Below are 25,699 nucleotides of genomic sequence, written 5' to 3'. Positions count from 1 at the left end.
ACGACAACGGATCGATACCCGCGTTCTCCAGCGCCTCCCACGACACCTCCAGCAGCTGCCGCTGCTGCGGATCGGTCGCCAACGCCTCCCGCGGCGACATACCGAACAACCCCGCATCGAAATCCGCGATATCGGAGACGAACCCACCCGACCGCACGGCCGCACCGGCGCGGGCATCGTCCACCTCCCAGCCGCGGTCGGCAGGCCACGGCCCGATCGCGTCGATCCCGGCCGCGACCAGATCCCACAGCTCGTCCGCCGAGCGCACTCCGCCGGGATACCGACAGCCCATCCCCACCACCGCAATCGGTTCGTGTACCGCCGCGACCGGCGCGGTGGCCGGTGCCGTCGCCGGCTCGGACCCGGCCAGCACCGCGCTGATCCGGGCGGCCAGCGCAGCGGGTGTCGGGTGGTCGAACACCACGGTGGCGGCCAGGCGCACCCCGAGCACCCCGGCTAGCCGATTGCGCAATTCCACCGCGGTGAGCGAATCCATGCCCAGCTCTTTGAATGTCGCGGTCGCCGTGATCGGGTCGACGCCGTCGTAGCCCAGCACCGCCGCCGCCTGTTCGCGGACGATCTGGCGCACCGCGTCGAGTCGATCTCGTTCGGCCAGTGCGCTCAGCCCACTGCTGCGCACCTCGCTTCCGGTCGCGGCCCGGCGCAGCTGGGGCCGGTAACGCAGCACCCCGCGCAGGATCGGCGACATGCCGTCCTGCCACCGGCCCGTCACCAGGTCGACCGGCACCATGTCGACCGCACCCGCGCGCAGGCCGTGCGCCAGCAGAGCGGCGCCGTCGGCGGACGTTATCGGCCGCACGCCCTGGCGGGCCAGCCGCCGGCGGTCGGCCCCGCCGAGGTGGCCGGTCATCGCGCTCGCGGTCTCCCACAAACCCCATGCCAGCGAGGTCGCGGGCAGTCCCTGCCCGCGACGATACTGAGCCAGCGCGTCGAGGAAGGTATTGGCCGCGGCGTAGTTCGATTGGCCGGCGATACCGAAAGTGCCTGCCGCCGAGGAGAACAGGATGAAGGCGCGCAGGTTCAGCCCGGCGGTCACCTCGTGCAGATGCCAGGCGATATCGGCTTTGCCGCGCAGCACCTGGTGCAAGGCCGCCGCGGAGAGGGAGTGCGCCGGCTGATCGGCCAGGATGCCCGCCGCGTGCACCACAGTGGTCACCGGCCGCTCCGCCGGGACGGCGTCGAAGACGGCGGCCAGCTGTGCCCGGTCGGTGGCATCGCAGGCGACGATCTCGACGTCCAGTCCGGCCGATTCGAGTTCACGGCGCGCCGTGGCGGCGTGGCCGTCTGCCGGTCCGCGCCGCGACACGAGAACGACCGTGGACACGGCGGATTGCGTGGCGAGCGTGCGTGCCGTCAGCCGGCCGAGCAGTCCGAGTCCGCCGATCACGACGGCGGTTTCCGCGGGCGGGTCCGCTACCTCGCCCGCAGTGGCCGGGCGTGCCGAATCAGGCGAAGCGGCAGCGTCTTCCGCCGTGGACCGGTCCGGTTCGAGGCGCGGCACCAGTGCCGGTCGTCCGGAGCGGACCGCCACTTCGGGTTCGTCGGCGGCGACCGCCGCCGCGGCAACGGTTGCCAGCGCCGCGTGACCGGCGGACCCGTCGTGATCCACCAGGACGATGCGGCCGGGATTCTCGGTACGGGCCGAGCGGATGAGACCGGGTAACGCACCGGCCCGCAGGTCGGGAACCTCTCCGGCGGCCACCGCGTACGCGCGCCGGGTGAGCACCACCAGCCGTGCCCGCGGGTTGCCGTCCGCGAGCCAGTGCCGGAGCCGCTCCAGGGTGCGTTCGGTGACCGTGTGCACCTCTGCGACCACATCCTCGGGCGCGCCCTCGGCAGCGAATTCCGTCGTATCCAGTAACACGAAATCGGCGCCGGACAATTCGGTCAATTCTGCGGCACCGGCGATCTCACCCGAGCGATATCCGTCCGGGTCGGTGGTCCAGAGCGCGGCGGACGAACCCGCCGCGGCGTCGGCGCCGGGCAACTCCGTCCACCCGACCCGGTACGCGGCCGCCGCCGTCGCGTTCGACGGCTCGTTTCCGGCCGGGCGCAGGGTCAGTGATTCGATACTCACCACGGGTTCACCCCGCGCGTCGACACCGACCACCCCGAACTCGTGCGGGCCGAGCCGGGTCACCCGCACCGACAACTCCCGCGCATCACGCGCCCACAACCGCACACCGGACCAGCTGAACGGAAGCGCCAGTTCGCCATCGGTGTAGGGCAATGCGTGCAGCGCCGCGTCCAGAAGCGCCGGGTGAATACTGAATTCCGTTGCGGCACCCGCCTTTTCGGGAAGTTCGGCGGTGGCGCGGATCTGATCGCCCACCGCGGATACCTCCCGCAGTCCGCGGAAGGCCGGCCCGTAGTTCAGCCCGAGCTCGCGCAGTTCCCGGTAGATGATCGCCGGGTCGGCCGTCCCGGCCGCGGGACCGCTCTCGGCGCGTGGAGCGGTCGTTCGATCGACGGCGGTGAGCACACCGGTCGCGCACTGCTCCCACTCCGTGCCGAACTCGTCGTCGGCGTCGGCGCGGTAGAACGTGATCGCGCGCCCGCCTGCCCGCTCGGGGCCGACATAGACCTGAATCCGGACGCGACCGGATGCACCGATCACGATCGGGCGTTCGTTGACCAGCTCCGCCAGCGTCGGCCAGCCGAGTTCGGCACCGATCCACAGCGCGATGTCGACACAGGCGGCGCCGGGCACGATCACCGTCTCCCCGACCGCGTGATCGGCCAGCCAGGGATGATCCGCGAGCGTGAGCTGCCCGACGAACAGCGTGGCATCGGCGGCGGAGATCTCCACCGCACCGGCCAGCAGCGGATGGCCGGCGGGACGTACGCCGAGCCGGCGCGCATCCGCGACACCTGTGGTGCAGTCGTCCGCGCCCCAGAACCGCTGCCGGTCGAAGGCGTAGGTGGGCAGCTCGATCCACCGCGCACCGCCGGCCGGCAGCAGTGCCTGCCAGTCCACCTCGATACCGTGCACATGCAGGCGAGCGGCGGCGAGCAGCAACTCCCGGCGACCGGAGCGGTCGCGGCGCAGCGTTCCGGTGGAGATCACCTCGGTGGCCTCCGCGGATTCGGCGATGGCGTCGATGGTGTGGCGCAGCACAGGATGCGCGCTGACCTCCACGACGGTGTCGTGACCATCGGCCAGCGCACGGCGGAGCGACCGGTCGAACTGCACCGTCGAACGCAGATTGTCGTACCAGTACCGGGCGTCCATCACGGTGGTGTCGATGGGTTCACCACTGACGGTGGAGATGAGCGGAACGGTCGCGGGTCCAGGGCTGATCGGTGCGAGCCCGTCGAGGACCGCCGCCTCGACGGTATCGACGTGGTGCGAATGCGAGGCATAGTCGACATTGACCCGTCGATTCCAGATATCGTCGCTGTCCAGTTCGGTGGCCAGTTCGTCGATAGCGGCACTGTCTCCCGAGATCAGCACCGCGCCCGGGCCATTGATCGCGGCCAGGGCGAGCGCACCCTCCCACCGGGCCAGCCGGGCGCGGGCGCGATCCTCGGGCAATGCCACGGTGAGCATGGCGCCGAGTCCGGACAGTTCGGTGATGGCCTTGCTGCGCAAGGCAACTGCCCGCGCCGCATCGCTCAGGCTCAGCACCCCGGCGATGTGCGCGGCGGCGATCTCCCCCTGGGAATGGCCGATCACCGCATCGGGTCGCACGCCGAGACGGATCCACAGCTTGGCCAGCGACACCATCATCGCCCACAGCGCGGGCTGCACCACATCGACCCGGTCGAGGCTCGGTGCGCCCGGGGTGCCGGCGAGTACGTCGGTCAGCGACCAATCCACGAAAGGTGCGAGGGCGTCGGCACATTCGGCGAGATAGCCGGCGAATTCCGGGCTCGTACGCACCAGCGAGTCCGCCATACCGGCCCACTGAGAGCCCTGTCCGGGAAAGACGAACACCACCCGGCGGCCGGTGGTGGCCGCACCGCGTACCAGATTGTCGTCGGCGACGTCACGCGCCAGCGCATCGAGTGCGCGTTGTAGTTCGGTTCGGTCCGAACCGACCACGACCGCCCGCCGATTCAGGAGCGCGCGCCGCCGCAGGACCGCGGTGACCTCGGCGACAGCCGGCTTGTCGGGCGCCGCCACCGCCGTGAGCAGCCGCTGCGCCTGGCCGGCCAACGCGGCCGCGGAGTTCGCCGACAGCAGCCACGCCGTGGTCTCGGGCACGTCGGTATCCGGCGTCGCCGGGCCGGTTTCGGCCGCGGGCGCCTCCTCCACGATCAGATGCGCATTGGTCCCACTGACACCGAATGCGGAAATGCCCGCACGCCTGGGCTTTTCGTGCCGCGGCCACGGCCGGGCGGTGTCGAGGACGCGCACCTGCCCGCCGTCCCAGTCGATCTTCGAGGACGGGTTGTCGGCGTGCAATGTACGCGGCAGCGTCTCGTGGCGCAGTGCGAGCACCATCTTGATCAGTCCGGCGAGACCGGCCGCGGCCTGGGTATGACCGATATTGGATTTCACCGAACCCAGCCACAGTGGGTCGCCCACGCGCCGTTGGCCGTAGGTCGCCATCAGGGCGTGAGCCTCGATCGGATCGCCGAGAACCGTTCCGGTGCCGTGCGCTTCCACGGCATCGACATCGCCGGGTCGCAGCCCCGCGGCCGCCAGCGCATCCTCGATCACCCGCTGCTGCGCGGGACCGTTGGGCGCGGTCAGTCCGTTGGAAGCACCGTCCTGGTTCACCGCCGACCCCCGGATCACAGCCAGGACGCGGCGGCCGTTCGCGAGCGCGTCCGACAATCGCTCCGCGACGAGAACACCCGCGCCCTCGGCCCAGCCGGTACCGTTCGCGCCGTCGCCGAACGCTTTACAGCGACCGTCCGGGGCCAAGCCGTGCTGGCGGGAGAATTCCACGAACAGGGTGGGTGAGCTCATCAGGGTCACCCCGCCGATCACGGCACTGTCGCATTCGCGGTCGCGCAGCGAGCGCACCGCGAGATGGGCGGCCACCAGCGAGGACGAGCAGGCGGTGTCGACGGTCAGCGCCGGGCCCTCCAACCCGAAGGTGTAGGAGATGCGGCCCGACGCCACGCTGGCGGCGTTTCCGACGCTCAGGTAGCCCTCCAGTTCGGGCGGATACCCGCTCAGCGTGGTGGGATAGTCGTTGCCGTTCGTGCCGACGAACACACCGGTCCGGCTGCCACGCAGCCCGGTGGGATCGATGCCCGCGTGTTCGAGGGCCTGCCAGGTCGTCTCCAGCAGCAGCCGATGCTGCGGATCGGAGGCCAGCGCCTCGCGCGGGGACAGCCCGAACAGGCCGGCGTCGAAATCCGCTATCCGATCGAGAAATCCGCCACGCTGGGTGGCCGAGGTTCCGGGTCCCTGCTCGGGGTCGAACAGTGTGGCCGGGTCCCAGCCCCGGTCGGCCGGGAACTCGCCGATGGCGTCACGTTCGCCGGCCAGGAGCTGCCAGAAGCTGTCGGGTGAATCGACGCCTCCCGGAAATCGGCAGCCGATGCCGACGATCGCGATCGGCTCCCGGCGCCGATGCTCCACCGTGGCCAGATCCTGCCGCGATTGCCGCAGTTCGAGCGAAACCTTCTTGAGCAGGTCGCGAATCCGGTCGTCTTGCATCCATCTACCTCACTGGTCACAACGGGCGGTGGTCGGCGAACCCGGATCGATCAGGTGATCCCGAGGTTCTTCTCGATGAACTCGGCGAGTTCGGCATCGGTGGCATCGTCGAGGCCTTCGGATGGCTCGGGGTCGTCCGGCGAGCCGAGGGCGGCGAGTACGGCGGTCAGCTCGGCACGCGCCCGTACGGCCAGATCACCGTCCACCGTGGCCAGTGCATCGCCCAAACGCGTTATCTGCTCGACGATGTCGGGTTCGGCCGCCTCGGCGTACCGCAGCGCCAGCACATGGTCGGCCAGTTCGGCCGGTGTCGGATAGTCGAACAGTACGGCGGGCGACAGGGCCAGTCCGGTGTGCGCGCGCAGCCGGTTGCGCAGTTCGACGGCGGTGATCGAATCGAAGCCCTGATCGCTGAAACTGCGCCGGGGATCTATCCGGGTAGGTGCATCGACGGCCTGTACGGCGGCGATATGTTCCTGCACCAAGGCGACTACCCGGGCATGGCGCTCCGCCGCGGACAGCGCGTGCAGTTCCCGCCACAGCGCTTCGTGTGCGCCCTCGGCGGTCACAGCGGGTGTGGTGGCACCGGCCAGCGTGCCGGTGATCGCGTTGTACTGCTGGGCCGCCAGCCGATCCCAGTCCATATCGGCGATCGCGAGATGCGCGGCCGGATCGGCGATCGCGTACGGCAGCACGTCCAGGGCGCGGCCGGGATCCATCGGCAGGAATCCGTTGGATTCGGCCCGCCTCGCGCCGGCGTAGTCGATGATGCCGTCGCCGGCCCACAACCCCCACGAGACGGCCGTGGCGGGCAGACCGGCCGCGTGTCGATGCCGCGCGAGTGCGTCCAGGTAGGCGTTGGCCGGGGCGTAGTTGGCCTGTCCGGCGACGCCGCACAACCCGGCGATCGAGGAGAAGAGGACGAAGGCCGACAACTCGAGCGAACGAGTGGCCTCGTGCAGGTTGTACGCGCCGATCGCCTTGGCCGCGAGAGCGTTTCGCAGCTGTTCGGCTGTCAGCGCGGCGATCGAGGCGTCGTCGAGCACGGCCGCGGTGTGGAATATCGCGGACAGCGGGGTGGTCACCGCCACCGAATTCACGACCGCACGCACTTGTGCCGGGTCGGCGACATCGCACCGGGCGACCCGCACCCGCGCCCCCTGCTCGGCGAGTTCGGCGACGAATTCCTTCGCACCGGGTGCGTCGATGCCGGCGCGGCTGGTGATCAGTAGATGCCGGGCTCCGTCGGCGACCAACCGGCGGGCCAGCGCCCGGCCCAGCGCGCCCAGGCCGCCAGTGATCAGCACGGTGCTGTCGGACTGCGGCACCCACGGCTGGATCCCGGCGGGCGTCCGGTGCCGAACCAGCCTGCGGGCCGATACCCGTCCCGAGCGGACGGCGATCTCCGTCTCGGCGGAGCGCCGGTCGGTCGCAGCGGCGCACGCGGCATCCAGGGCGGACCGATCGCCGGGATCGTCGATATCGAGCAGGCCGCCGCGCAGATGCGGCAGTTCGACGGCGGCGATCGCACCGAACCCCCAGACCAGTGCCGCGGCCGGATTCGGCACCGGATCGCCCTCGACCGCGGCCACCGCACCGGAGGTCACCGTCCACAACCGGGTCTGCCATCCGAGCTCATCGCAGGTCCGGGCAAGCGCGACCGCCGGTGCAAGGCTCCGCTCGACCCCCTCGGCAGGGTCTGTTTCCGCCGGTCCCACCGCCACCACCGAGATGATCCCCGCGGGCGCTCCGGCCGGTGCGGCGGATCGCAGTGCGGCCGAGAATGCCTGTGGCTGTTCGAGTTCGGCGGCATCGATGAGCAGAAGGGTGACGGTCGCGCCGAGAGCGCGCAGCGCCTCGGACACTCGCGCCGCGAGATCATCGCCGGGGCGCGCGACAACCAGCCAGTCACCGGGATCGGCGGGGGCCGGAGGTACTCCGATATCACCGAATTCGGCAGCGTAGGTCCAGCGGTCGCGCTGCTGGGCGCGAGCGTGGCGTCGGTGATAGTCGGCCAGCGGTTCCACCAGGGTCTCGACATGCTCGTCGGGACCGGTGTAGCCGAGCAGGCGGCGCAGTGCGGCCGAGTCCTGCCCGGCCACGGCGTTCCAGAACTCGCTGTCGGCCCCGGTTCCGGAATCGGCCTGCGGGGCGGGCCAGTGCCGTTCGCGGTCGAAGGCGTAGGTGGGCAGCGTCAGCATCGGCGATTCCGGCTGCAGCCGTTCCCAATTCGGTGTCACGCCCGCCACATGCAGTTGCGCGACGGCCACCAGCACCGATTCGTCGGCGGGGGTGTCCGGACGCAGGCCCGGGATCACCACGGGCTCTGCTCGCGCGATGTCGGTGGACCCGGACCGGGCGATCGTCTCCGCTGCGAGGGCGGCCAGCACCCCGCCCGGACCGATCTCCAGGAAGGCATCCTCCCCTGCGAGACGAGCGGATTCGACAGCGGGTGCGAACAGGACCGGTTCGCGGATCTGCCGGGTCCAGTAGCCGACGTCGAGTACCGCGCCGCTATCGGCGGCGCCGGTGGTGATGATCGGCGCGGCCGCGGGCCGGTAGGTCAGCTGGGCCGCGGCAGCCTCGAACTCGGCGAGCAGGCCGTCCATCTGAGCGGAATGGAACGCGCGCGAGGTGTTGAGCCGCTTGGTCCGGCGCCTGCGCTGCCGGAACTGTTCGGCCAGCCCATCGGTCGGCTCGGGCGCACCGGAGATCACCACCGACCGCGGCGCGTTCACCGCGGCGATGTCGACCGATGCGCCGGTCCGCCGAATCTCGGCTCGCACCTCGTCGACGGTGGCCTCGATCGCGATCATCGCGCCGGCGGTAGCGATCTCCTGCATCAGCCGCGCCCGCACCGCCACCAGGCGGCAGGCATCGTCGAGCGACAACACCCCCGCGACCTGCGCGGCGGCGATCTCCCCGATGGAATGGCCGATGACCCGGGTGGGGACGATATCCCACGACCGCAACAGCGTGGCCAGTGCGACCTCGACGGCGAACAGGCCGGTCTGGGTGTAGAGCGTGCGATCGAGCAACGGCCGGCCGTCGTCGGCGGTGGCCTCGCCCGCGATCACCTCGCGCAGCGAATAGCTCGCGGTGCCCGCCAGCAGTTCGTCGAAGGTTCCGCAGATCCGGTCGAAGACCTCCCGGAATACCGGAAAGCGTTCGCGCAGTTCGCGTCCCATTCCCGGATACTGGCTGCCCTGACCGCTGAACAGGAAGGTGACCGTGCCCTGCCCCGCCCGCCCGGTGTAGGTTCGCGCGCCTCGGGTTTGCGTGCCGAGCGTGCCCAGCCCCGACAGCAGATCGGCGACCGTATCGCCCACGATCGCGGCCCGATGTTCGAAGGCGGTCCGGCCCAGGGCCAGTGTCCGGGCGAGCGCGGCCGGTGCGGGCATGGGTTCCGAGCGCAGTCGATGCGAGAGCTGCTCGGCCTGAGCGACGAGCGCGCTGTCACTGCGTGCCGAGAGCACCCACACGTACGGCCCCGATCCGGTCCGAGCCTTCTCCGCCTCGGGCCCTGCGGCCACCTCGGGAACATCGGCCTGCTCCAGAATCAAATGGGCATTGGTACCACTGATACCGAACGACGAAATACCCGCCCGGCGCGGGCGGTCGTGGCGCGGCCACGCCCGTTCCTCGGCGAGCAGCCGCAGCGGAATCTCGTCCCAATCGATATGCGGGGTGGGGTCGTCCGCGTACAGGGATTTCGGCAGGCGTTCGTGCGCCATCGCCATCGTCATCTTGATGACCGCGCCGACGCCGGCGGCAGCCTGGCTGTGCCCGGTATTCGATTTCAGCGACCCCACGTGGATCGGATCGTCCCGGCGCCGGCCCGGCCCGTATGCCCGTGCGAGCGCGCCGATTTCGATCGGATCCCCCAGCACCGTCCCGGTGCCGTGCGCCTCGATCACATCGATGTCGGCGGGCGACAGCCCCGCTTGCGCGAGCGCCGCGCCGATGACGCGCTCCTGCGCCGGACCGTTCGGTGCGGTGAGCTGACTGCTGGCGCCGTCCTGGTTGACCGCGCAAGAACGGATGAGCGCGTGAATGCGGTGCCCGTTGCGGCGGGCGTCGGATTCACGTTCCAGCAGCAGCAGGCCCGCCCCTTCCGCCCAGCCGGTGCCATCGGCCGCGGCGGAGAACGATCGGCACCGGCCGTCCGGCGACAGCGCCCGCTGGCGGCTGAAGTCGATGAAGGTGGTCGGGGTGGACATCACCGTCACACCTCCGGCCAGGGCCAGCCGGGCATCGCCGCGCCGCAGCGCCGCGCACGCCTGCGCGATGGCCACCAGCGACGACGAGCAGGCCGTGTCGACAGTGACAGCGGGCCCGGTCAATCCGAGGTGATAGGCGATGCGGCCGGAGACGACGCTCGCCGCGCTGCCGATCACCACATAGCCGTCCTGCGGCGATCCGGTGGGCAACTGCGTACCGTAGTCGTAGTACATGACTCCGGTGAACACCCCGGTTTCGCTGCCGCGCAGGCTCTCCGGCACGATATTGGCCCGCTCCAGCAGCTCCCAGCTCAATTCGAGCATGAGCCGCTGTTGCGGATCGGTCGCGACGGCCTCCCGATTGCCGATATTGAAGAATCCGGCATCGAATCGGTCGGCGTCGTAGAGGAATCCGCCCTGATCGGTCAGGGAACGGCCCGGCGCGTCCGGGTCGGGGTCGTACAGGCCGTCGGGCCACCCGCGATTGGCGGGGAACGCGCCGACCGCATCGGTTCCGGTGGCCACCAGATCCCACAGCTGTTCGGGACTGCGCACCCCGCCCGGATACCGGCAGGCCATGCTCACGATGGCGATGGGTTCCTCGGTGCTGGCGGTCGCCTGCGCCAATTGCCGTCGCGTCTGCTGCAATTCGGCGGTGACCCGTTTCAGGTAGGCCCGCAGCCTGTCCTCACCCGATACCGTCGGATTCTCGCCCGATACCGTCGTCACAGTGCCTCATCTCTGCTCAGTCCGAGCTCGTTGTCGATCAGATCGAAGAGTTCGTCGTCGGTCGCCGCCTCCGGGTCGCGGTCGTCCGCATCCGGATCGGGGTCCGTGGGCGCGCTCAGCCGGCGCAGCTGGGCCAGCAGGAGTTCGCGCTGCCGGGGCTCGAGTAGCGCCGGATCGCGCTGCACGCGTGTCAGATCCGCGATCAGGGCCGCGATATCGACGCCGTCGGATTCGCCGTGGCCGGATGTTGCGGTGCCGTCGAGTTGTTCGGTGAGCAGTGCGATGACATGCTCACCGAGCCGGTCGACGGTGGGATAGTCGATCAGCGCGGTCGCCGACAGGCGAACCCCGCACGCCCGAGACAGCTGATTGCGCAACTCCACCGCCGCCAGCGAATCCACCCCCATATCCAGGAATCCGCGCCGTGCCTCGATCTCGCTGCCGGAGGAGTAGCCAAGCGACTGCGCCACCGCGTCCCGGACCAGTGCGATCACGGCCTGTCCGCGTTCGCCGGGAGACATGGCGGCCCAGCGATTTTCCGTGTGCGCCGGCGCAGCCGCCCGCGGTGCGGACCGGGGGCCGGCGGCGGGCGCCGCGACGGGCGAGCGCGCCGAGCGCACCCGGATGGCGGACGGCCAGGCCGGTGTGGCCAGCACGTGCGGCTCTCCCGAGGCGAGTGCCGCGTCCAGATAGCGCACTGCCTGTTCGGCGGACAGGGAACCGACGCCGGAACGGCGCAGCCGCGCGAGTTCGGCACCGGTGAGTGTTGCTCCCATACCGTCGACGTCCTCCCAGAAGCCCCAGCCGATGGCCGTGGCGGGCAGGCCCGCGCGGTGGCGGGCGCGGGCCAGCCCGTCCAGGAAGGCATTGGCGGCGCCGTACACGCTCTGTCCCGGATTGCCGGTGGTCGCGACCATCGAGGAAAAGAGCACGAACGCACCGAGATCCGGCAACTGCTCGGTGTACCGATGCAGATTCCACGCACCGTCCACCTTCGGCCGCAGCACCGTCGCGATCTGCTCGGGTGCGATATTGACCAGGGCCGCGTCGTCGAGCACTCCGGCGAGGTGGAAGACCGCGGACACTGGCGCATCGGGATCGATACCGTCGATCAGATCGCGGACCTGTTCGGCCTCGGCGATATCGCAGGCCACCGTTCGCACCTGCGCACCCAGTTCCCGCAGCCGCGTCACCTGCTCCGCCCCGGCACCGCCGCGACTCACCAGCAGCAGATGTTTCACCCCGTGCGCGGTGACCAGATGCCGGCACACGACCCGCGCCAGCGCGCCCGACGCGCCGGTGACCAGGACAGTCCCGGACAGCGCGGCGGCGCGCCGGCCCTCGTCCGGAGCCGGCACGGGCTCGACCGTCGTCTGCTGAATATGGTTGTCCCGCACCACGATCTCGGGTCCGGAGGTGGCCTCGACGGCGGCGGCGATCCGGCGGGCGTCGGTGACCGCGTCGGTCTGCACGAGCCGGAACCGGCCCGGCCACTCGTGTTGCACGGTGCGCACGAACCCGGCGACCGCGTGCCCCGATACGGAGCCGTGCGCACCGGCGCCCGCGTCCTCGACGACGATCGCAAGCTGAGTTTCGGCGAACGTGTCGTCGTCGACCCACTCGCGCAATGCCGAAACCGTCTCGGCGACAGCCTGATACGTGTCGGCGACGACATCGTCCGAGCCGCCGCGGGCCGTCAGCGCGACCACCACATCGGGGACGTCGCGACCGTCCCGCACGGCCGCCCGCAGCTCCGCCGTGGTCGCGAAGTCGGCATCCGTACCACCCACGACCACCACATCGCCGTCCGGCGCCTCGGCAACCGGCCCGGCCGGCTGCCGGACCAACCGGCCCGGCAGCCCGTCGCCGGGATCGGCGGGAAGGGTGGCCGGCAGGAAGGTGACCGCATCGATCTCGACCAGGGTGCGGCCGTCGGCGGCGTCCACTCGCAATGCCGCCCGGTAGGGTCCGGTGCGCGTCGCTTCGGCCAGTACCGGCCCGGTGGGCGGCGCGCTGACCCGCACCCCCCGGAACTGCGCGGGCAGCACCGGCCCCGAGCCGGATTCCGGAAGGGCCATCACCAGCGGATGCAATGCGGCATCCAGCAGTGCCGGATGCACCCGATGCGCCGCGGCCGCCGGTGTGGATCGATCCAGTTCCAGGCGCACCTGTATCCGCCCGGAATCGGTTGCCGCATCATCGAATCGGCGCAGATTGCGGAAGGCGGGACCGTATCGGTAGCCGTCGGCGGCGAGCTGCCGGTAGAGGTCCTCCGGGTCTGGATGCGACACCGCCAGCTCCCCGGCCACCGGGTCCGGCCCGGCGTCGTCGCCGAGCAGCCCGCTCGCATGGGTCACCCACTGCTCACCCGGAATACGGGAACGAATGGTCACCTCCCGCGCATCGCCATGGCCGCCGGCGCCCACCGTGACCTCCACGATGCGATCGGAATCGGCGAGAATCATCGGCGCCGTCAGATCGAGCTCTGCGATCCGATCCTGTCCGGCCTGCGCCGCGGCGTAGAGCGCCAGATCGAGGAATCCGGTACCGGGGAACAGCACCGCGCCGCCGATCGTGTGATCGGCCAGCCACGGCGACGAGTCCAGCGAGATCGTTCCGGTCAGCAGGGTCGCGCCGTCGGCGGCGCGCGCCACTGCCCCCAGGAAGGGATGGCGATGATCCGCCCCCTCCGGTGTGCTCCAGAAGCGGGTTCGAGTGAAGGCGTACCCGGGCAACGGGACCGTATCGACCGGCCTGGTGCCCAGGAGTTCCGGCCACCGCACGTCGGCGCCGTCCAGATACAGCGCCTCCACAGCGCGGGCGACAGAGTGGGTTTCGTCGGATCTGCGGGTGAGGGTCGGCACGACGCCAACCGGCCCCGGAACCGATTCGGTGATCATCGGCAGCAGCACCGCGTCCGGCCCCACCTCGAGGAAGGTCCGCACGCCCGCGTCGTACAGGGTGCGCACCACAGCCGCGAAGCGGACCGCATCCCGGGCGTGCCGCACCCAATGGTCCGCGTTCAGTTCGGCGGTCGAGGAGATCGTCTCGCCCGTGAGCCCCGACACCAGCGGAATCTGCGGCGTCGCGGCGCCCACGGTCTCGGCGATCCGCCGGAACTCGTCCACCATCGCGTCCATATGCCCGGAGTGGAAGGCATGGGAGACTTCGAGCTGCCGCACTTTCCGGCCCTCGGCACGAAACGCCTCGGCCAGATCTTCGACCGCCTCGCGGTCACCGGAGATCACGGTGGCGCGGGGCCCGTTCACGGCGGCGACATCCACCCCGGGATACGCGCGCAACGCTGCGGCCACCTCGGCCTCGCCGGCCTCCAGCGCGGCCATGGCCCCGTCCGCCCCGATCTCGTCCATCAGCCTGCCGCGCGCGGTGACCAATCGGCAGGCGTCGTCGAGGCTCAGCACACCGGCGACATGCGCGGCAGCCAGCTCACCGACCGAATGTCCGGCCACGAAATCCGGTCTCGGGCCGATTGTTTCGAGCCAACGGTAGAGTGCGACCTCGATCGCGAAGAGCGCCGGCTGGGTGTATCGGGTGCGGTGCACGAGCCCGGACTCATCGGCGAGTACCGTCGCCAGCGGCACCGGCAGATGCGGGTCCAGGTGCGCGATCACCGCGCTCAGCTCGGCGGCGAAGCCGGGGACGGCCGCGGCGAGCCGGGCACCCATCCCGATGCGCTGGCTGCCCTGACCGGAGAACACGTACGCGCGCGGGCCCGTCTCGTCCGGCGGTCCGGCCACCACGGCATCGGGATGCGGCGTGCCGGTGGCGATGGCCGTCAGCGCCGCGCCGATATCCGCCGACGGCCGGACCACCGCACGATGAGCGAAACCCTCGTCCACTCGGTGCGATTCGCCCGCGGCCGCTGCCACGGCGCCGGGATCGATCGTTTCGGCCAGCGCGGCCGCATGGGCGCGCAGGGATGCGGCGGAGCGTGCCGAGAACACCACCGGGGCCGCGAACTCCGGAACATGCTGCGATGCCGGCGATTCCGGCTCCTGCAGGATCACGTGCGCATTGGTGCCGCTGATCCCGAACGAGGAGATCGCCGCCGTGCGGGGGCGCCCGGTATCGGGCCACGGCACCGGTTCGGCGGCCGGCACCCGCAGATTGGCCGTGGACCAGTCGATCAGCCTGCTCGGAGTGGCGACATTGACCGTCGGCGGCACGGTCGCCGCGCCGAGCGCCCCGATCAGCTTGATGACGCCGGTGACGCCCGCGGCCGCTTGGGTATGGCCGATATTGGATTTCACCGATCCGATCAGCACCGGCCGGTCCGTGCCGCGCGCACTGCCGTACACCGCGCCGAGTGCCCGCGCCTCGATCGGATCGCCGAGCGCGGTCCCGGTCCCGTGCGCTTCGACCACATCGATATCGGCGGGCGAGAGCCGCGCATCCGCCAGGGCCGCGGTGATGACGCGCTGCTGCGCGAGTCCGTTCGGAGCCGTCAGGCCGTTGCTCGCACCGTCGGAATTGATCGCGGTGCCGCGCACGACGGCGAGAATCCGGTGCCCGGCCCGGACCGCGTCCGCGCGCCGCTGGACCAGGAGCGTGGCGACCGCCTCGGCCCATACCGTGCCGTCGGCGGAATCGGAGAAGGGTTTGCAGTGACCGTCCGCGGCGAGGCCGCCCTGTCTGGCGAATTCGGTGAACATGCCGGGCGTGGCCATGACGCATACACCGCCCACCACCGCGAGATCGCAGTCGCCCGAGCGCAGCCCGCGAACGGCCAGGTGCAGAGCGACCAGGGACGACGAGCAGGCGGTGTCGACGGTGACGGCCGGACCGGCGAAACCGAAGTGGTAGGCCAGGCGCCCGGATATCACGCTGTTGGTCGTCCCGGTCAGCAGATAGCCGGCCGTCCCGGGCGCGGCCTCGTGCATCCTGGGGCCGTATTCCTGTTGCACCGCACCGATGTACACCCCGGTGGCACTACCACGCAGGGAGCTGGGTGCGACGCCGGCGCGTTGCAGGCAGGTCCAGGTGGATTCCAGCAACAGCCGCTGCTGCGGGTCCATCGCCTCGGCCTCACGCGGGCCGATCCCGAAGAAGGCGGCATCGAAATGTGCTGCGTCGTACAGGAAGCCGCCGCTGCGGGCCGGCCCCGACACCGGCACCTCGACATCCCAGCCGCGATCGGCCGGGAAGGCGCCGGTGAACTCGCGGCCGCGCAGTAACGCGTCCCAGAACTCCTCCGGTGTGTCCAGCCCGCCCGGCCAGCGGCCGGCCGCGGCGACGATGACCACATCGTCGTCATCGGATCGAATCGTCCGAGCATCAGCGGTATTCGTGGGCCGATGCGCACCCGACGGCCGTGCGCCGAGTAGTTCGCCGATGTGGTCGATGACCGCACGCGGGGTGGGATGGTCGTACACCAGGGACGCGGGCAGGCTCAGCCCGGTCAGTTCGGAGACGGCGTCGCGAAACTGCACCGAGCCCAAGGAGTCCATTCCCAAAGTGGTGAATGCGCTGCGCAATTCGTCGTCCCCGATCGCGCTGGATCCCAATGTCCGGTTCAGGGCTGTCACCACCGCTGTCGCCGCATGGGTAGGCCGGTCGGCCACGCGGGGATCGGGCGGTGTGCCGGGAGTTGCCTCGGCCTCCCGAGCGAACCGCATGGCCGCGGGATCCGCGGCACCCTGTTGCCCTGGACCGGACGCGCCCGGGTGCCGCCCGCCCAGCCAATGCGGTGTGCGCTGAAAAGGGTAGGTGGGCAGATCGATGCGCCGACGCGAGGACACCAGCCGCTCCCACCGCACCGCGACGCCCGCGCATTCGAGTTCGGCGAGGACCCGCAGCAGGCCGTCGGCGTCGACGGTGCCGTCGCGCAGCGCCGGGATGGCCGCGACCGTGCGGCCACCGGCATCGATGCCCGGCGCCGAGCGGATCATGCTCGACAGTCCCGCGCCCGGCCCGAGTTCGAGAAAGGTGGTGACGCCGTGATCCAGCAACGTTTCGACACCGTCGCCGAAGCGCACCGTGCCGCGCAGCTGCGCGGTGAGGTAGTCGGGTTCGGCGAGCTGCGCGTCGGTCAGCAGCTGCCCGGTCGCATTCGACGCCACCGGGGTGGTGAGGCGCGCGACGGCGGTACCGGCCACCACATCTCGGAATTCGGCGAGCACCGGATCCATATGGGCGGAGTGGAAGGCATGGCTCACGGACAGGCGGGTGGTGCGGTATCCGCGGGCGGCGAATTCCGCGCCGGCCGCGGACACTGCCGCCGCATCACCCGATACGACAGTCGCCTGCCGGTGGTTCACCGCGGCGATATCGAACTCGGCCGCGGCCCTGTCGCGATAGGCGCGAATCTCCCGCTCGGAGGCCGCGATCGCGATCATGGCCCCGCCGGCGGGCGCGGCCTGCATCACTCGTCCGCGCTCGGCCACCAGCCGCGCCGCGTCCTCCGGCGCGAAGGCGCCGGAGGCGGTGGCCGCGACCAGCTCTCCGATGGAATGGCCGATCAGGTAGTCGGCCTCGATCCCCAGCTCCCGCACCACGCGATACAGCGCGTACTCCACCGCGAAGAGGGCGGGCTGCGTGTAGCGAGTACGGCCGAGCAGCCCCGCACCGGACGCGTCCTCCTCGATCAGCAGCTGCCGCAGATCGACGTCCAAGTACGGGGTGAAATGCGCGATCATCGCGTCCAGCTGCTCGGCGAAGGCGGGGAGCGTCCGGTACAAGGCCCGGGCCATCGCCGGTTTCTGCGCGCCCTGGCCGGGAAATACGAAGGCCAGCCGACCGGCCACGCCTCGATCGGTGCGCGTGCGGCGTCCCGACACCACCTGTGGCACAGCGGAACCCGCCACGACCGCAGCCAGTCCGCCGGCGAGCTCTTCGTGGTCGCGCGCGAGGACCACGGCCCGATGGTCGTGACGCGCTCTGGTCACATGCAGCGAGTAAGCCAGCGCATCGAGATCGGTTCCGCCCGTGATGAATTCGCTCAGGCGTTCGGCTCGGGCCCGCAACGCGCCCGGGCTCGCGGCGCTGATGACGAACGGCGTCGGGTGCGCGCCCCGCGACGGCGACGGCGTATCCGCCGGCGGCACCGGCTCGGCCGCGGACAACACGACATGGCAGTTGGCGCCACCCATCCCGAAGGAGCTCACCGCCGCGACGGTCGACTCGCCGCCGGACCACGACGTGTGCCGGGTGACCACCTGTAACCCGAGTTCGGTCAACGGTATTCGCGGGTTGGGCCGTTCGTGGTTCCGGGTCGCCGGAATTTCGGCGCGGTGCACCGCCAATGCCGCTTTCACCAGTCCGGCGATTCCGGCGGCGCCTTCCAGATGGCCGATGTTCGTCTTGACCGATCCGACCCGCAGGGCATCCAAGCGTCCCGGCGCGGTGCCGTACACGCGTCCGAGCGCGGCGGCCTCGATCGGATCGCCGACCGGCGTTCCCGTTCCGTGCAATTCGACGTAGCCGACCCGGCGCGGCTCCACTCCGGCATCGGCGAGGGCCGCGCGCAGCACCTCGGCCTGAGCGTCCGCACTCGGCACGGTGAGGCCGGCCGAGGAAGCACCGTCGTGGTTGACCGCCGACCCGTGGATCACCGCGTAGATCCGATCTCCCGCGGCCAGCGCCGCAGTGAGCGGCTTCAACGCGATCAGCGCCCCGCCCTCGCCCCGGACATAGCCGTCGGCACGTTCATCGAAGACGTAGCAGGCGTGCTCCGGGGACAGCGCGCCGAACCGCTCGGCGATTCGCGTCTCGCTCTCGCTCAGCGCGAGATTGACTCCACCGGCCAAGGCCGCATCGCATTCCCCCCGGCGGATGCTCTGCACGGCCAGATGTACCGCCAGCAGCGATGACGCTTGGCCGGCGTCGACAGTCAGACTCGGCCCGCGCAATCCGAGAACATGGGAGATCCGGTTGGCGAGCATGCCGCGATTGAGACCGGTCAGGGTATGCCGCGACGATGCGCCCGCAGCATGCGACAGGATCTCGTAATCGCCGTGCATCGCACCGATGTACACACCGACGGGTTCGCCGCGCAGATCGTGCGGGGAGGTCCGGGCGTCTTCCACCGCGTGCCAGGCCAGCTCGAGCAGCAACCGCTGCTGCGGATCCATCGCGGCGGCCTCCACCGCGGAGACAGCGAAGAAGCCGGTATCCATCCCGGTCACATCGCGCAGATATCCCCCGGGCCGTTGCTGCCGGTCGCTCACGGTCACGGCATCGCCGCCCCGGGTGAGCAGTTCCCAGAACTGCGCGAGATCGTCCGCACCGGGAAGCCGGACCGCCATACCGACGATCGCGACCGCCCGCGACGGGTCCGGGCGGTCGCCGGCCCCCGCGGATGACGGCTCGTGGGTGCGATGTTCGGCTGTCATACCGATCAGCGTCGCCGCAAACGCCGGTCCCGGACACCCCTACCCACGGCGCCGCGACCGTACCCGGTTTAGGGGGCCGTTAGGGGATGTCAGCTGTGCCCACCCACCATAGCGTTCGGTTGAGGATCGATTCCGCGTTTTCGGCCGGGTGGCTGAACGCCATTGCAGCCCAGAGGATTACCCCGCGCGAGGAACCGCGTAGTGAGAAAGGACCACGATCATGACGGATCGACTCGCCGCGGCGGTGGTCGACGGCGCACCGGCCGACGTGCTGCTCTCGCACGACGTTCCCGCGCATTATCCGGCCGCACATCTGCGCCGCGAAGATGTCGGCATATTCGACGGCGAGACCGATAAGGATCCGCGCCGGTCGATCCATCTCGGTGACGTGCCCATGCCGGAACTGGCGCCCGACGAGGCACTGGTGGCGGTGATGGCCAGTTCGATCAATTTCAATACCGTCTGGTCATCGATCTTCGAACCGGTCTCCACGTTCGACATGCTCGACCGCTACGCACGGCCCGGCGGGTACGCCGCGCGGCACCGGCAGGACTACCAGGTCATCGGCTCGGACGCGGCGGGGGTCGTGGTCCGCACGGGCGCCGGAGTGCGCAATTGGAAGGTCGGCGACCATGTGACGGTCTCCCCCGTCGTCGTCGACGATCAGAACGCCGGCGCGCACGACGACGCCATGCTCGACCCGGCCATGACCGCGTGGGGTTACGAGACCAATTTCGGTGGGCTGGCCCACTATTGCATCGTGCGAGCCAGTCAACTGCTGCCCAAGCCGGCGCATCTGACCTGGGAGGAGGCGGCCTGCATCAACCTGTGCGGCGGGACCGCCTATCGGATGCTCGTCGGTGAGCACGGCGCACGGATCAAACAGGGTGACATCGTGCTGATCTGGGGCGCGGCCGGCGGGCTCGGCGCGTTCGCGACGCAATTGGTGCGCAACGCCGGCGGCATACCGGTCGGCGTGGTGTCCTCCGACGAGAAGGCACGACTGGTGCGGGCCCTCGGTTGCGAGGTCGTCGTCAATCGGACCGAACTGGGGCTCGACAGCGGCGATCGCGGCCCGGAGGCGACGATCGCGGCCGCCAAACGGCTCGGCCGTGCCATCCGGTCCGCTGTCGGCGAGGATCCACATGTCGCCTTCGACTACACCGGCCGCGACACCTTCGGCATGTCGGTGATCGTGGTGCGCCGCGGCGGAACGGTCATCACCTGCGGATCATCGAGCGGATATCGGCACGAATACGACAATCGCTATCTCTGGATGAATTTGAAGCGCGTCATCGGCAGTCATGCGATGAATTTGAAAGAAGCCGCGGAAATGATCCGGCTGTTCGATCTGGGCAGACTGGCTCCACCATTGTCCGCGGTCCATCCGCTGGCCGATGTGGCCGAAGCCGTGCGTTCCGTCCAGAAAAACGTCCATGTCGGCAAAGTCGGCGTATTGGGACTCGCACCGCATGCGGGTCTCGGTGTCACCGATCCCGAGAAGCGGGAGCGGCTGGGCGAGGAATTCCTGTCGCCACTACGCCTCCTACCAGCACTGACGCTGAAACAGCCCACCGAGCGCGTGGTGGTTCATCAGTAACCGCAGCACCCGATATCCGGCAGCCGAATTCCCGTCGCACGCGCGACGGGAATTTGTCGCGTCTTCACCACGCACGGTATACGTGACACATTTACGACGGCCGGGATATTTTAATCCGGACGATTCTTGATATCGCATCCTCAATCGCAGTGGCCGATCGTGGTAAATGCACATTGCACGATGAGGAGAAACAATGAATACAAAAGCAATGATGGCCGGTGCGGCATTGTCCATCGCCGCACTGACCGTCGGTTCGGGCAGCGCGTACGCCGGCCCCGCGGACGAGGACCACAACGTCGGTTACCGAGCGACCACGACCGCCACGTCGGTCACCATCGAGACCGATTCCGGCTCGCTCGTCGACGACAACGGCGTATTCCAGGTGCGATCCGATGCGGGCAAGGTACTGGGCGGCACCGAATTGTCCTTCCGGGTTGACGATTTCGTCTTCCCGATCCGGGCCGATATCGACGCTCAGAGCGCGACGCTGACACCGCAATTCGATCTGGCCCACGCCCGGTATCGCCCCGTCGCGTTGCCGTACGAGGATCAGGCGCCCTGGAAGACCCCTTACGATCGCGAACAGGCCGCCTGGACCCGGCTCACCAGCACCATCGGCGCGGGCGCCACCATCGGCACCCTGGTGGGAGGCATCAGCGGCGGAGCGGTGGGATGCCTGCTCGGTGGCATCGCAGGCGCCACCGTCGCCTCGGCCACGATTGTCGGCCTGTTCGGGCCGCTCGTCCCCGCAGCGGTCATCGGCTGCCTGGGCGGAATCATCGCGGTCGGCGCGCTCGGCACCCTGGCGGGGCAACTGCTGGTCACCGCCCCGGTCGCCATCCTGGCCGCGGCCCAGTACTTCACCACCATCGATTCGCCGTTCCCGGCGCACTGAGGTGCAGGATCCCGTCCCCGATCAGCCTGGCGGATCGGGGGCGGCCTCACCCACACGTGACCACTCGAGACCCTCGAAGCGATTCGGGCAGTGCATGAATGAGTCACGGCAACAGATGCGCGACGATCGCCGCAGCGAAGACCCGCGGCGGCCACACCGGCCGCAAACTCGCACTCACCGCCGAACAGGCAGACCAACTCCGCGCCCGCGTATTCTGCCGGACCTTTGTCGTACGGTCCTCTGAAACGGCATGCGTCCGACCTGAGAAGGAGCGATGGTAACGGCGGATGCCACTGCGGCACTATCCGGTTCTCTGCGACCGGCGAGCCGGACTTCCCTCACCTGTGCTCGTGCGAGCACTGTCAGCGGCTCTTGGGCGCCCGGTAATGTCGTGGGTCTTTTCCCGGAGGGAGGGTTCGCGTGGACCGGTCCGGGCGGCGAGCCGGCTCACCGTGATGGCGAGATTGCGGGCGGCAGTCGGTGGAGTGGAAGGGGAGTCTGCTTCTCCTCCGCGTCGGCGAAGGCGGCATAGTCGGTTCGGAATTGCAGTGCGCAGAATTCGTTGGCTTCGTCGATGACCGAGCGGACCGTGTAAAGGTTCCTCGTGCGACGGAATCCGACTCGGTGGGTGTCGGTCGGTGTCAAGGGGTGGCTACCCGCCCACGGCGCACGAAACATCCATCGGGGTCCGGGGCCGCGGCGGCCCACCGGCCGGGGTGGGCCGCCGATTCCTCAGGAGACCTTGACGTTGGCCTCGGTCGTGAATTCCTCGCCCGCGATGATCTGCGAGACGAAGCCGTCCGGGCCCACCGGACGGTCGCCGACCACCGTCACCCGGTGCAGGGTCCGGGTCACGTCGAGGTGGCCGAGGTCCTGCGGGCCGAGGTGGGCGGTCGAGCGGTTGTCCCAGACGGCGACGCTGTTGGCGTCCCAGCGGAACCGGACGGTGTACCGGGGGCTGCTGAGATGGCCGAAGAACAGGTCGAGGATCTTGGCGCTCTCGACGGGAGACACCCCGACGATGTGATCGGTGAAGCCGGGGTTGACGAACAGGGCCCGCTCACCGGTTTCGGGATGCACCCGCACCACCGGGTGTTCCGAGATCAGCAGATTGTCGTTGATCCGCCGCGCGTAGGCCTCGTTGTCGTCGAACTTTCGGCCCGCCGAGAACCGGTGCACCGCGGTGAGTCCGTCGGCGAACGCGCGCAGCGGCTCGGACAGACCCTCGTATGCCGCAACGAGATTCGTCCAGGTGGTGTCGCCGCCGAATTCGGGAACCACTTCCGAGCGGAGAATGGAGATGGCCGGCGGGTTCACCGAGGCCGTCACGTCGGTATGCCAGCCGCTGTAGTAACTGTATTGCCGCTCCTGAGAGTCCGGCCGGGCCGAGCCGTAGCGCCGCTCGCGGGCTCCAGCCCGATCAGGACCGGCAGGTGGGAAACGACGGCGAAGTGGGTGTGGGCGGCTCTAGGGGACGGTGACGTACCGCTTCGTGCGGATCCCTGGCGTTACTGGCTCGCACGAGGAACATGGTTTCTGCTTGCTCACGCGGAAGGCCGCGCTCCATTGCCCTGGCCGCTTCAGCATAACGCAGCTCCAAAGAATCATACCGGACCTCCACCGGATCCCTGCCTTGGGAGTATAGTATGACAATTCCTCTTTCGCGGTCATAGGCCCGGTCTTCCGCGGTTCGGGCTATTCGATAGATATCGATGTTCATCTCGCGGACATGGTCGCGCGAAAGTTCCAATATACGGTTACGCTCATCTTTGCTACGCGAATTTCCACCGCCAACCAGGCTGTTATGCTCTCGCATAATCAATTCACGTTCGAGGATTTCCGGTGCGCGGCCGTAGTCGCGATCTCTCTCTTTCTCTAGTTGTTGCGCGACAAGGCTGGATTGAGCGGGGTCCAGGGATAGTCCTTCGATCGCCCTGCCTTCGAGCTGGCGTTCGTGAGAGCGCCACTGTCTCATGGCGTCGTTCATCTGCTGGATATGGGCAAGTTCTAGTTCACGCCCTTGCTCGATCTGTCGCGCTTGCTCGCGCAGTGCTCTCAGGAACCGCTCACGCTCGTCTTTATCGCGAGTGATGGGCTCGCGACTTTTCTCGACCGCTTGACGGATTATTGTCGTAGACGGATTCACCCCGTGCAACCCGTTCAGGCCAGACGACCGCCAATACGCCCACCACTACAGGGATGCCGATAGCGGCGGCCAGTGCCCACCACATCGCCGTCATGTCCGATTGCTGTCCGGCACGAGATGTTTGGCTTCGATCAGCCGTTGCTTCGCCTGCCGCTTGATTGGGCAGACGGACAACGCACAGTCGATGTGAACTTGCATAATGGTGTGCGCGTAACCGACCGTCATTACCGGAACACGATCGTGATTCATCACCCCGTACATTTCGTCTCCCATCCACATTTCTTCCGTGACATCGAGCCATCGCCCTGGCACGCTGCCGATGACGCATTCAGCTTGCCGCGCAGGCGGTTTCGTGCGTAACCGCATTGCGTTCGCGTATTGTCGGCGTATCGTTCGTATTCACGCTGTTCAGAAACACAGAAATCGCCGAATAGGTGGGGAATATGGTCAGAGGGCGGGCATGGACAGGATTCGAAGCAGCAGCGCTGCAGGAGGCCATGCGATATTCGGTACGAGACTTCGCGCAGATGTTGGGCGTTGAACTCACCACTGTCGCCAACTGGCGCGCCGGCCTCAGCGCCGTCACACCCCGCACCCGAACCCAAGCCATCCTCGACACCGCCCACCGGCAGCGCGCCACACCCGAAGACCGGGAACGGTTCACCCAGATCCTCGCTGAGGGCGAAGCAGCGTGGCGGCTGCGACATGGCCACGGCCAACGGGAAGCAGGCACAGATGACCCCGCGCCGATGTCCGTTGCCGTGGTGAGTTCTGTTGCCCCAGAGGTTCAAACAACGGAGAGGGCGAGCGCGAACCTTCGAGACGACGGATTGCAGGACACCGCGCAGAGCTCCGTCGATTTCGCGCGGTGGGCTACGGACACATCAGCCGACCAGTTCTCAATCGACAGCCTGTATTTCGACCTTGCCCGTATCGCCACTACTTACGTCTACAAGCCCCTACGGCCGTTGCTCGCGGAACTCGCCGACCAACGCAACCTGGCATGGCGGCTACTCGGAGACAGGCCACGACCGCAGCAAACACGGGATCTGCTGGTGCTGGGTGGCGTCGCAATAACAATCCTCGCCCACATCACCGATGACTTGGGTGATCCTTTCGCGGCCATGCAACACACATTGGCCGCCGAAGGGACTGCTGCACGATGGGGTGACAGTTTCGGTTACGCGGCCTGACTGGCCGGTGGGGTCATGATTGTCTCGTATTCGATCGGGGTCAAGCGGCCGAGGCCGGTTTGGCGCCGGCGGCGGTGGTAGGTCCGTTCGACCCACGTCACAATCGCTATCCGGAGTTCGTCGCGACTACGCCAGCAGCGGCGATCGAGAACGTTCTTTTGCAGCAGCGCGAAGAAGCTCTCCATAGCGGCGTTGTCCCCAGCCGAGGCGACCCGCCCCATCGATCCGACCAGGCCATGTCTTGTCAAGGCGCGCACGAACTTCCGGCTACGAAATTGACTGCCTCGGTCGCTGTGCACGATACACCCGGCCACATCACCGCGACGGGCCACGGCATTGTTCAGAGCGCGCACTGCCAGCCTGGATTTCATCCGCGAGTCGATGGAATAGCCCACGATTCGGTTCGAGTACACGTCCTTGATCGCACACATGTAGAGTTTGCCCTCAGCGGTGCGATGCTCGGTTATGTCGGTGAGCCACAAGCAATTCGGTGACTCTGCCGTGAAATCCCGTTGGACGAGATCATCGTGCACCGGCGGTCCCGGGCGGCCGGCCTTTCCGCGGCGGGTTTTGCCGAACACGCTCCACCACCGGTTCGATGAGCAGATCCGCCACGCGGTCCGCGCCGCCATCACCTCACCGGCAGTTTCGGCCTCCTCGGCCAGGTACCGGTACCCGAACTCGGGGTCGTCGCGGTGCGCGTCGAACAACGCGTTCGCCCGATACGCCTCGGTGAGCTCGGCGTCTGTGACCGGTTCGGCCAGCCACCGGTAATAGGGCTGGCGAGCAAGCTTCAATACCCGGCACGTCACCGCGACGGGAATCCCATGCACGGCAAGCTCTTTCACGAGCGGGTAGATCCTTTTCCCGGGAGGTTGGCCTGCGACAGATACGCCGCGGCCCGGCGCAGTACCTCGTTCTCCTGCT

The 25,699-nt window shown here is 69.0% G+C and carries 9 protein-coding genes and 2 pseudogenes; 4 read left to right on the top strand and 7 right to left on the bottom strand.

All coding sequences use genetic code 11. From position 1 onward, the window contains the following. From C5E41_RS31845 to C5E41_RS31835, 3 genes are all read right to left on the bottom strand, one after another. The coding region (locus C5E41_RS31845; RefSeq protein WP_146097761.1) for a type I polyketide synthase at positions 1-5,638 on the bottom strand (5,638 nt) is incomplete at its 3' end. 50 nt (positions 5,639-5,688) lie between these two features. Further along, positions 5,689-10,587 (bottom strand): type I polyketide synthase, encoded by a 4,899-nt coding sequence (locus C5E41_RS35605; protein WP_104379392.1) that lies wholly within the window; start codon positions 10,585-10,587, stop codon positions 5,689-5,691. Next, on the bottom strand, positions 10,584-18,938 hold the full coding sequence (locus tag C5E41_RS31835; RefSeq protein WP_104379391.1) for a type I polyketide synthase: 8,355 nt from the start codon (positions 18,936-18,938) through the stop codon (positions 10,584-10,586). The genes C5E41_RS35605 and C5E41_RS31835 overlap by 4 nt, the downstream gene beginning before the upstream one ends. A 220-nt stretch (positions 18,939-19,158) precedes the next feature. Here C5E41_RS31835 and ccrA point away from each other — a divergent pair, with 220 nt between their 5' ends. The 3 genes from ccrA to C5E41_RS36340 all read left to right on the top strand — a co-directional run bounded on the left by ccrA (position 19,159) and on the right by C5E41_RS36340 (position 21,820). Next, positions 19,159-20,538 carry a crotonyl-CoA carboxylase/reductase gene (gene ccrA / locus C5E41_RS31830; protein WP_104379390.1) on the top strand — a complete coding sequence of 460 codons (1,380 nt, stop codon included), beginning with the start codon at positions 19,159-19,161 and terminating at the stop codon, positions 20,536-20,538. Between the two features lie 193 nt (positions 20,539-20,731). Then, entirely contained in the window at positions 20,732-21,433 is a 702-nt protein-coding gene (locus C5E41_RS31825; RefSeq protein ID WP_104379389.1) for a hypothetical protein, read from the top strand. 225 nt (positions 21,434-21,658) lie between these two features. Beyond that, a complete protein-coding gene (locus tag C5E41_RS36340; RefSeq protein WP_439956514.1) occupies positions 21,659-21,820 on the top strand; it encodes a GFA family protein in 162 nt (53 codons plus the stop codon). Between the two features lie 345 nt (positions 21,821-22,165). Here C5E41_RS36340 and C5E41_RS31810 read toward each other — a convergent pair. The 3 genes and pseudogenes from C5E41_RS31810 to C5E41_RS31805 form a co-directional block, all read right to left on the bottom strand. Next, positions 22,166-22,837 (bottom strand): annotated as a pseudogene (locus C5E41_RS31810) (TauD/TfdA dioxygenase family protein); the annotation flags it as partial. Between the two features lie 16 nt (positions 22,838-22,853). Then, positions 22,854-23,579, bottom strand: a complete 726-nt coding sequence (locus C5E41_RS33560) for a hypothetical protein (RefSeq protein ID WP_146097760.1) — start codon at positions 23,577-23,579, stop codon at positions 22,854-22,856. 90 nt (positions 23,580-23,669) lie between these two features. Then, entirely contained in the window at positions 23,670-23,945 is a 276-nt protein-coding gene (locus tag C5E41_RS31805) for a hypothetical protein (protein ID WP_146097759.1), read from the bottom strand. A gap of 77 nt (positions 23,946-24,022) precedes the next feature. On the opposite strand from C5E41_RS31805, the gene C5E41_RS34280 reads away from it, so the two are divergent. Then, a complete protein-coding gene (locus tag C5E41_RS34280; protein WP_181063518.1) occupies positions 24,023-24,772 on the top strand; it encodes a hypothetical protein in 750 nt (249 codons plus the stop codon). Here the strand turns inward: C5E41_RS34280 and C5E41_RS31795 are convergent. Beyond that, positions 24,760-25,699: pseudogene (locus C5E41_RS31795) on the bottom strand (IS3 family transposase); the annotation flags it as partial. The gene C5E41_RS34280 and the pseudogene C5E41_RS31795 sit on opposite strands and share 13 nt — an antisense overlap.

The organism is Nocardia nova, assembly GCF_002933465.1.
In the GTDB taxonomy this organism is placed as follows: domain Bacteria; phylum Actinomycetota; class Actinomycetes; order Mycobacteriales; family Mycobacteriaceae; genus Nocardia; species Nocardia nova_B.
The sequence above is the reverse complement of the archived record's forward strand: the minus strand, read 5'-3'. Positions and strand labels throughout refer to the sequence as shown.

Bases quoted from the DNA above. Each gene is read 5' to 3' on its own strand.
- ccrA (WP_104379390.1), top strand. From the start codon at position 19,159: ATGACGGATCGACTCGCCGCGGCGGTGGTCGACGGCGCACCGGCCGAC.
- C5E41_RS31825 (WP_104379389.1), top strand. From the start codon at position 20,732: ATGAATACAAAAGCAATGATGGCCGGTGCGGCATTGTCCATCGCCGCA.
- C5E41_RS34280 (WP_181063518.1), top strand. From the start codon at position 24,023: ATGGTCAGAGGGCGGGCATGGACAGGATTCGAAGCAGCAGCGCTGCAG.
- C5E41_RS31805 (WP_146097759.1), bottom strand. From the start codon at position 23,945: ATGCGGTTACGCACGAAACCGCCTGCGCGGCAAGCTGAATGCGTCATC.
- C5E41_RS31835 (WP_104379391.1), bottom strand. From the start codon at position 18,938: ATGACAGCCGAACATCGCACCCACGAGCCGTCATCCGCGGGGGCCGGC.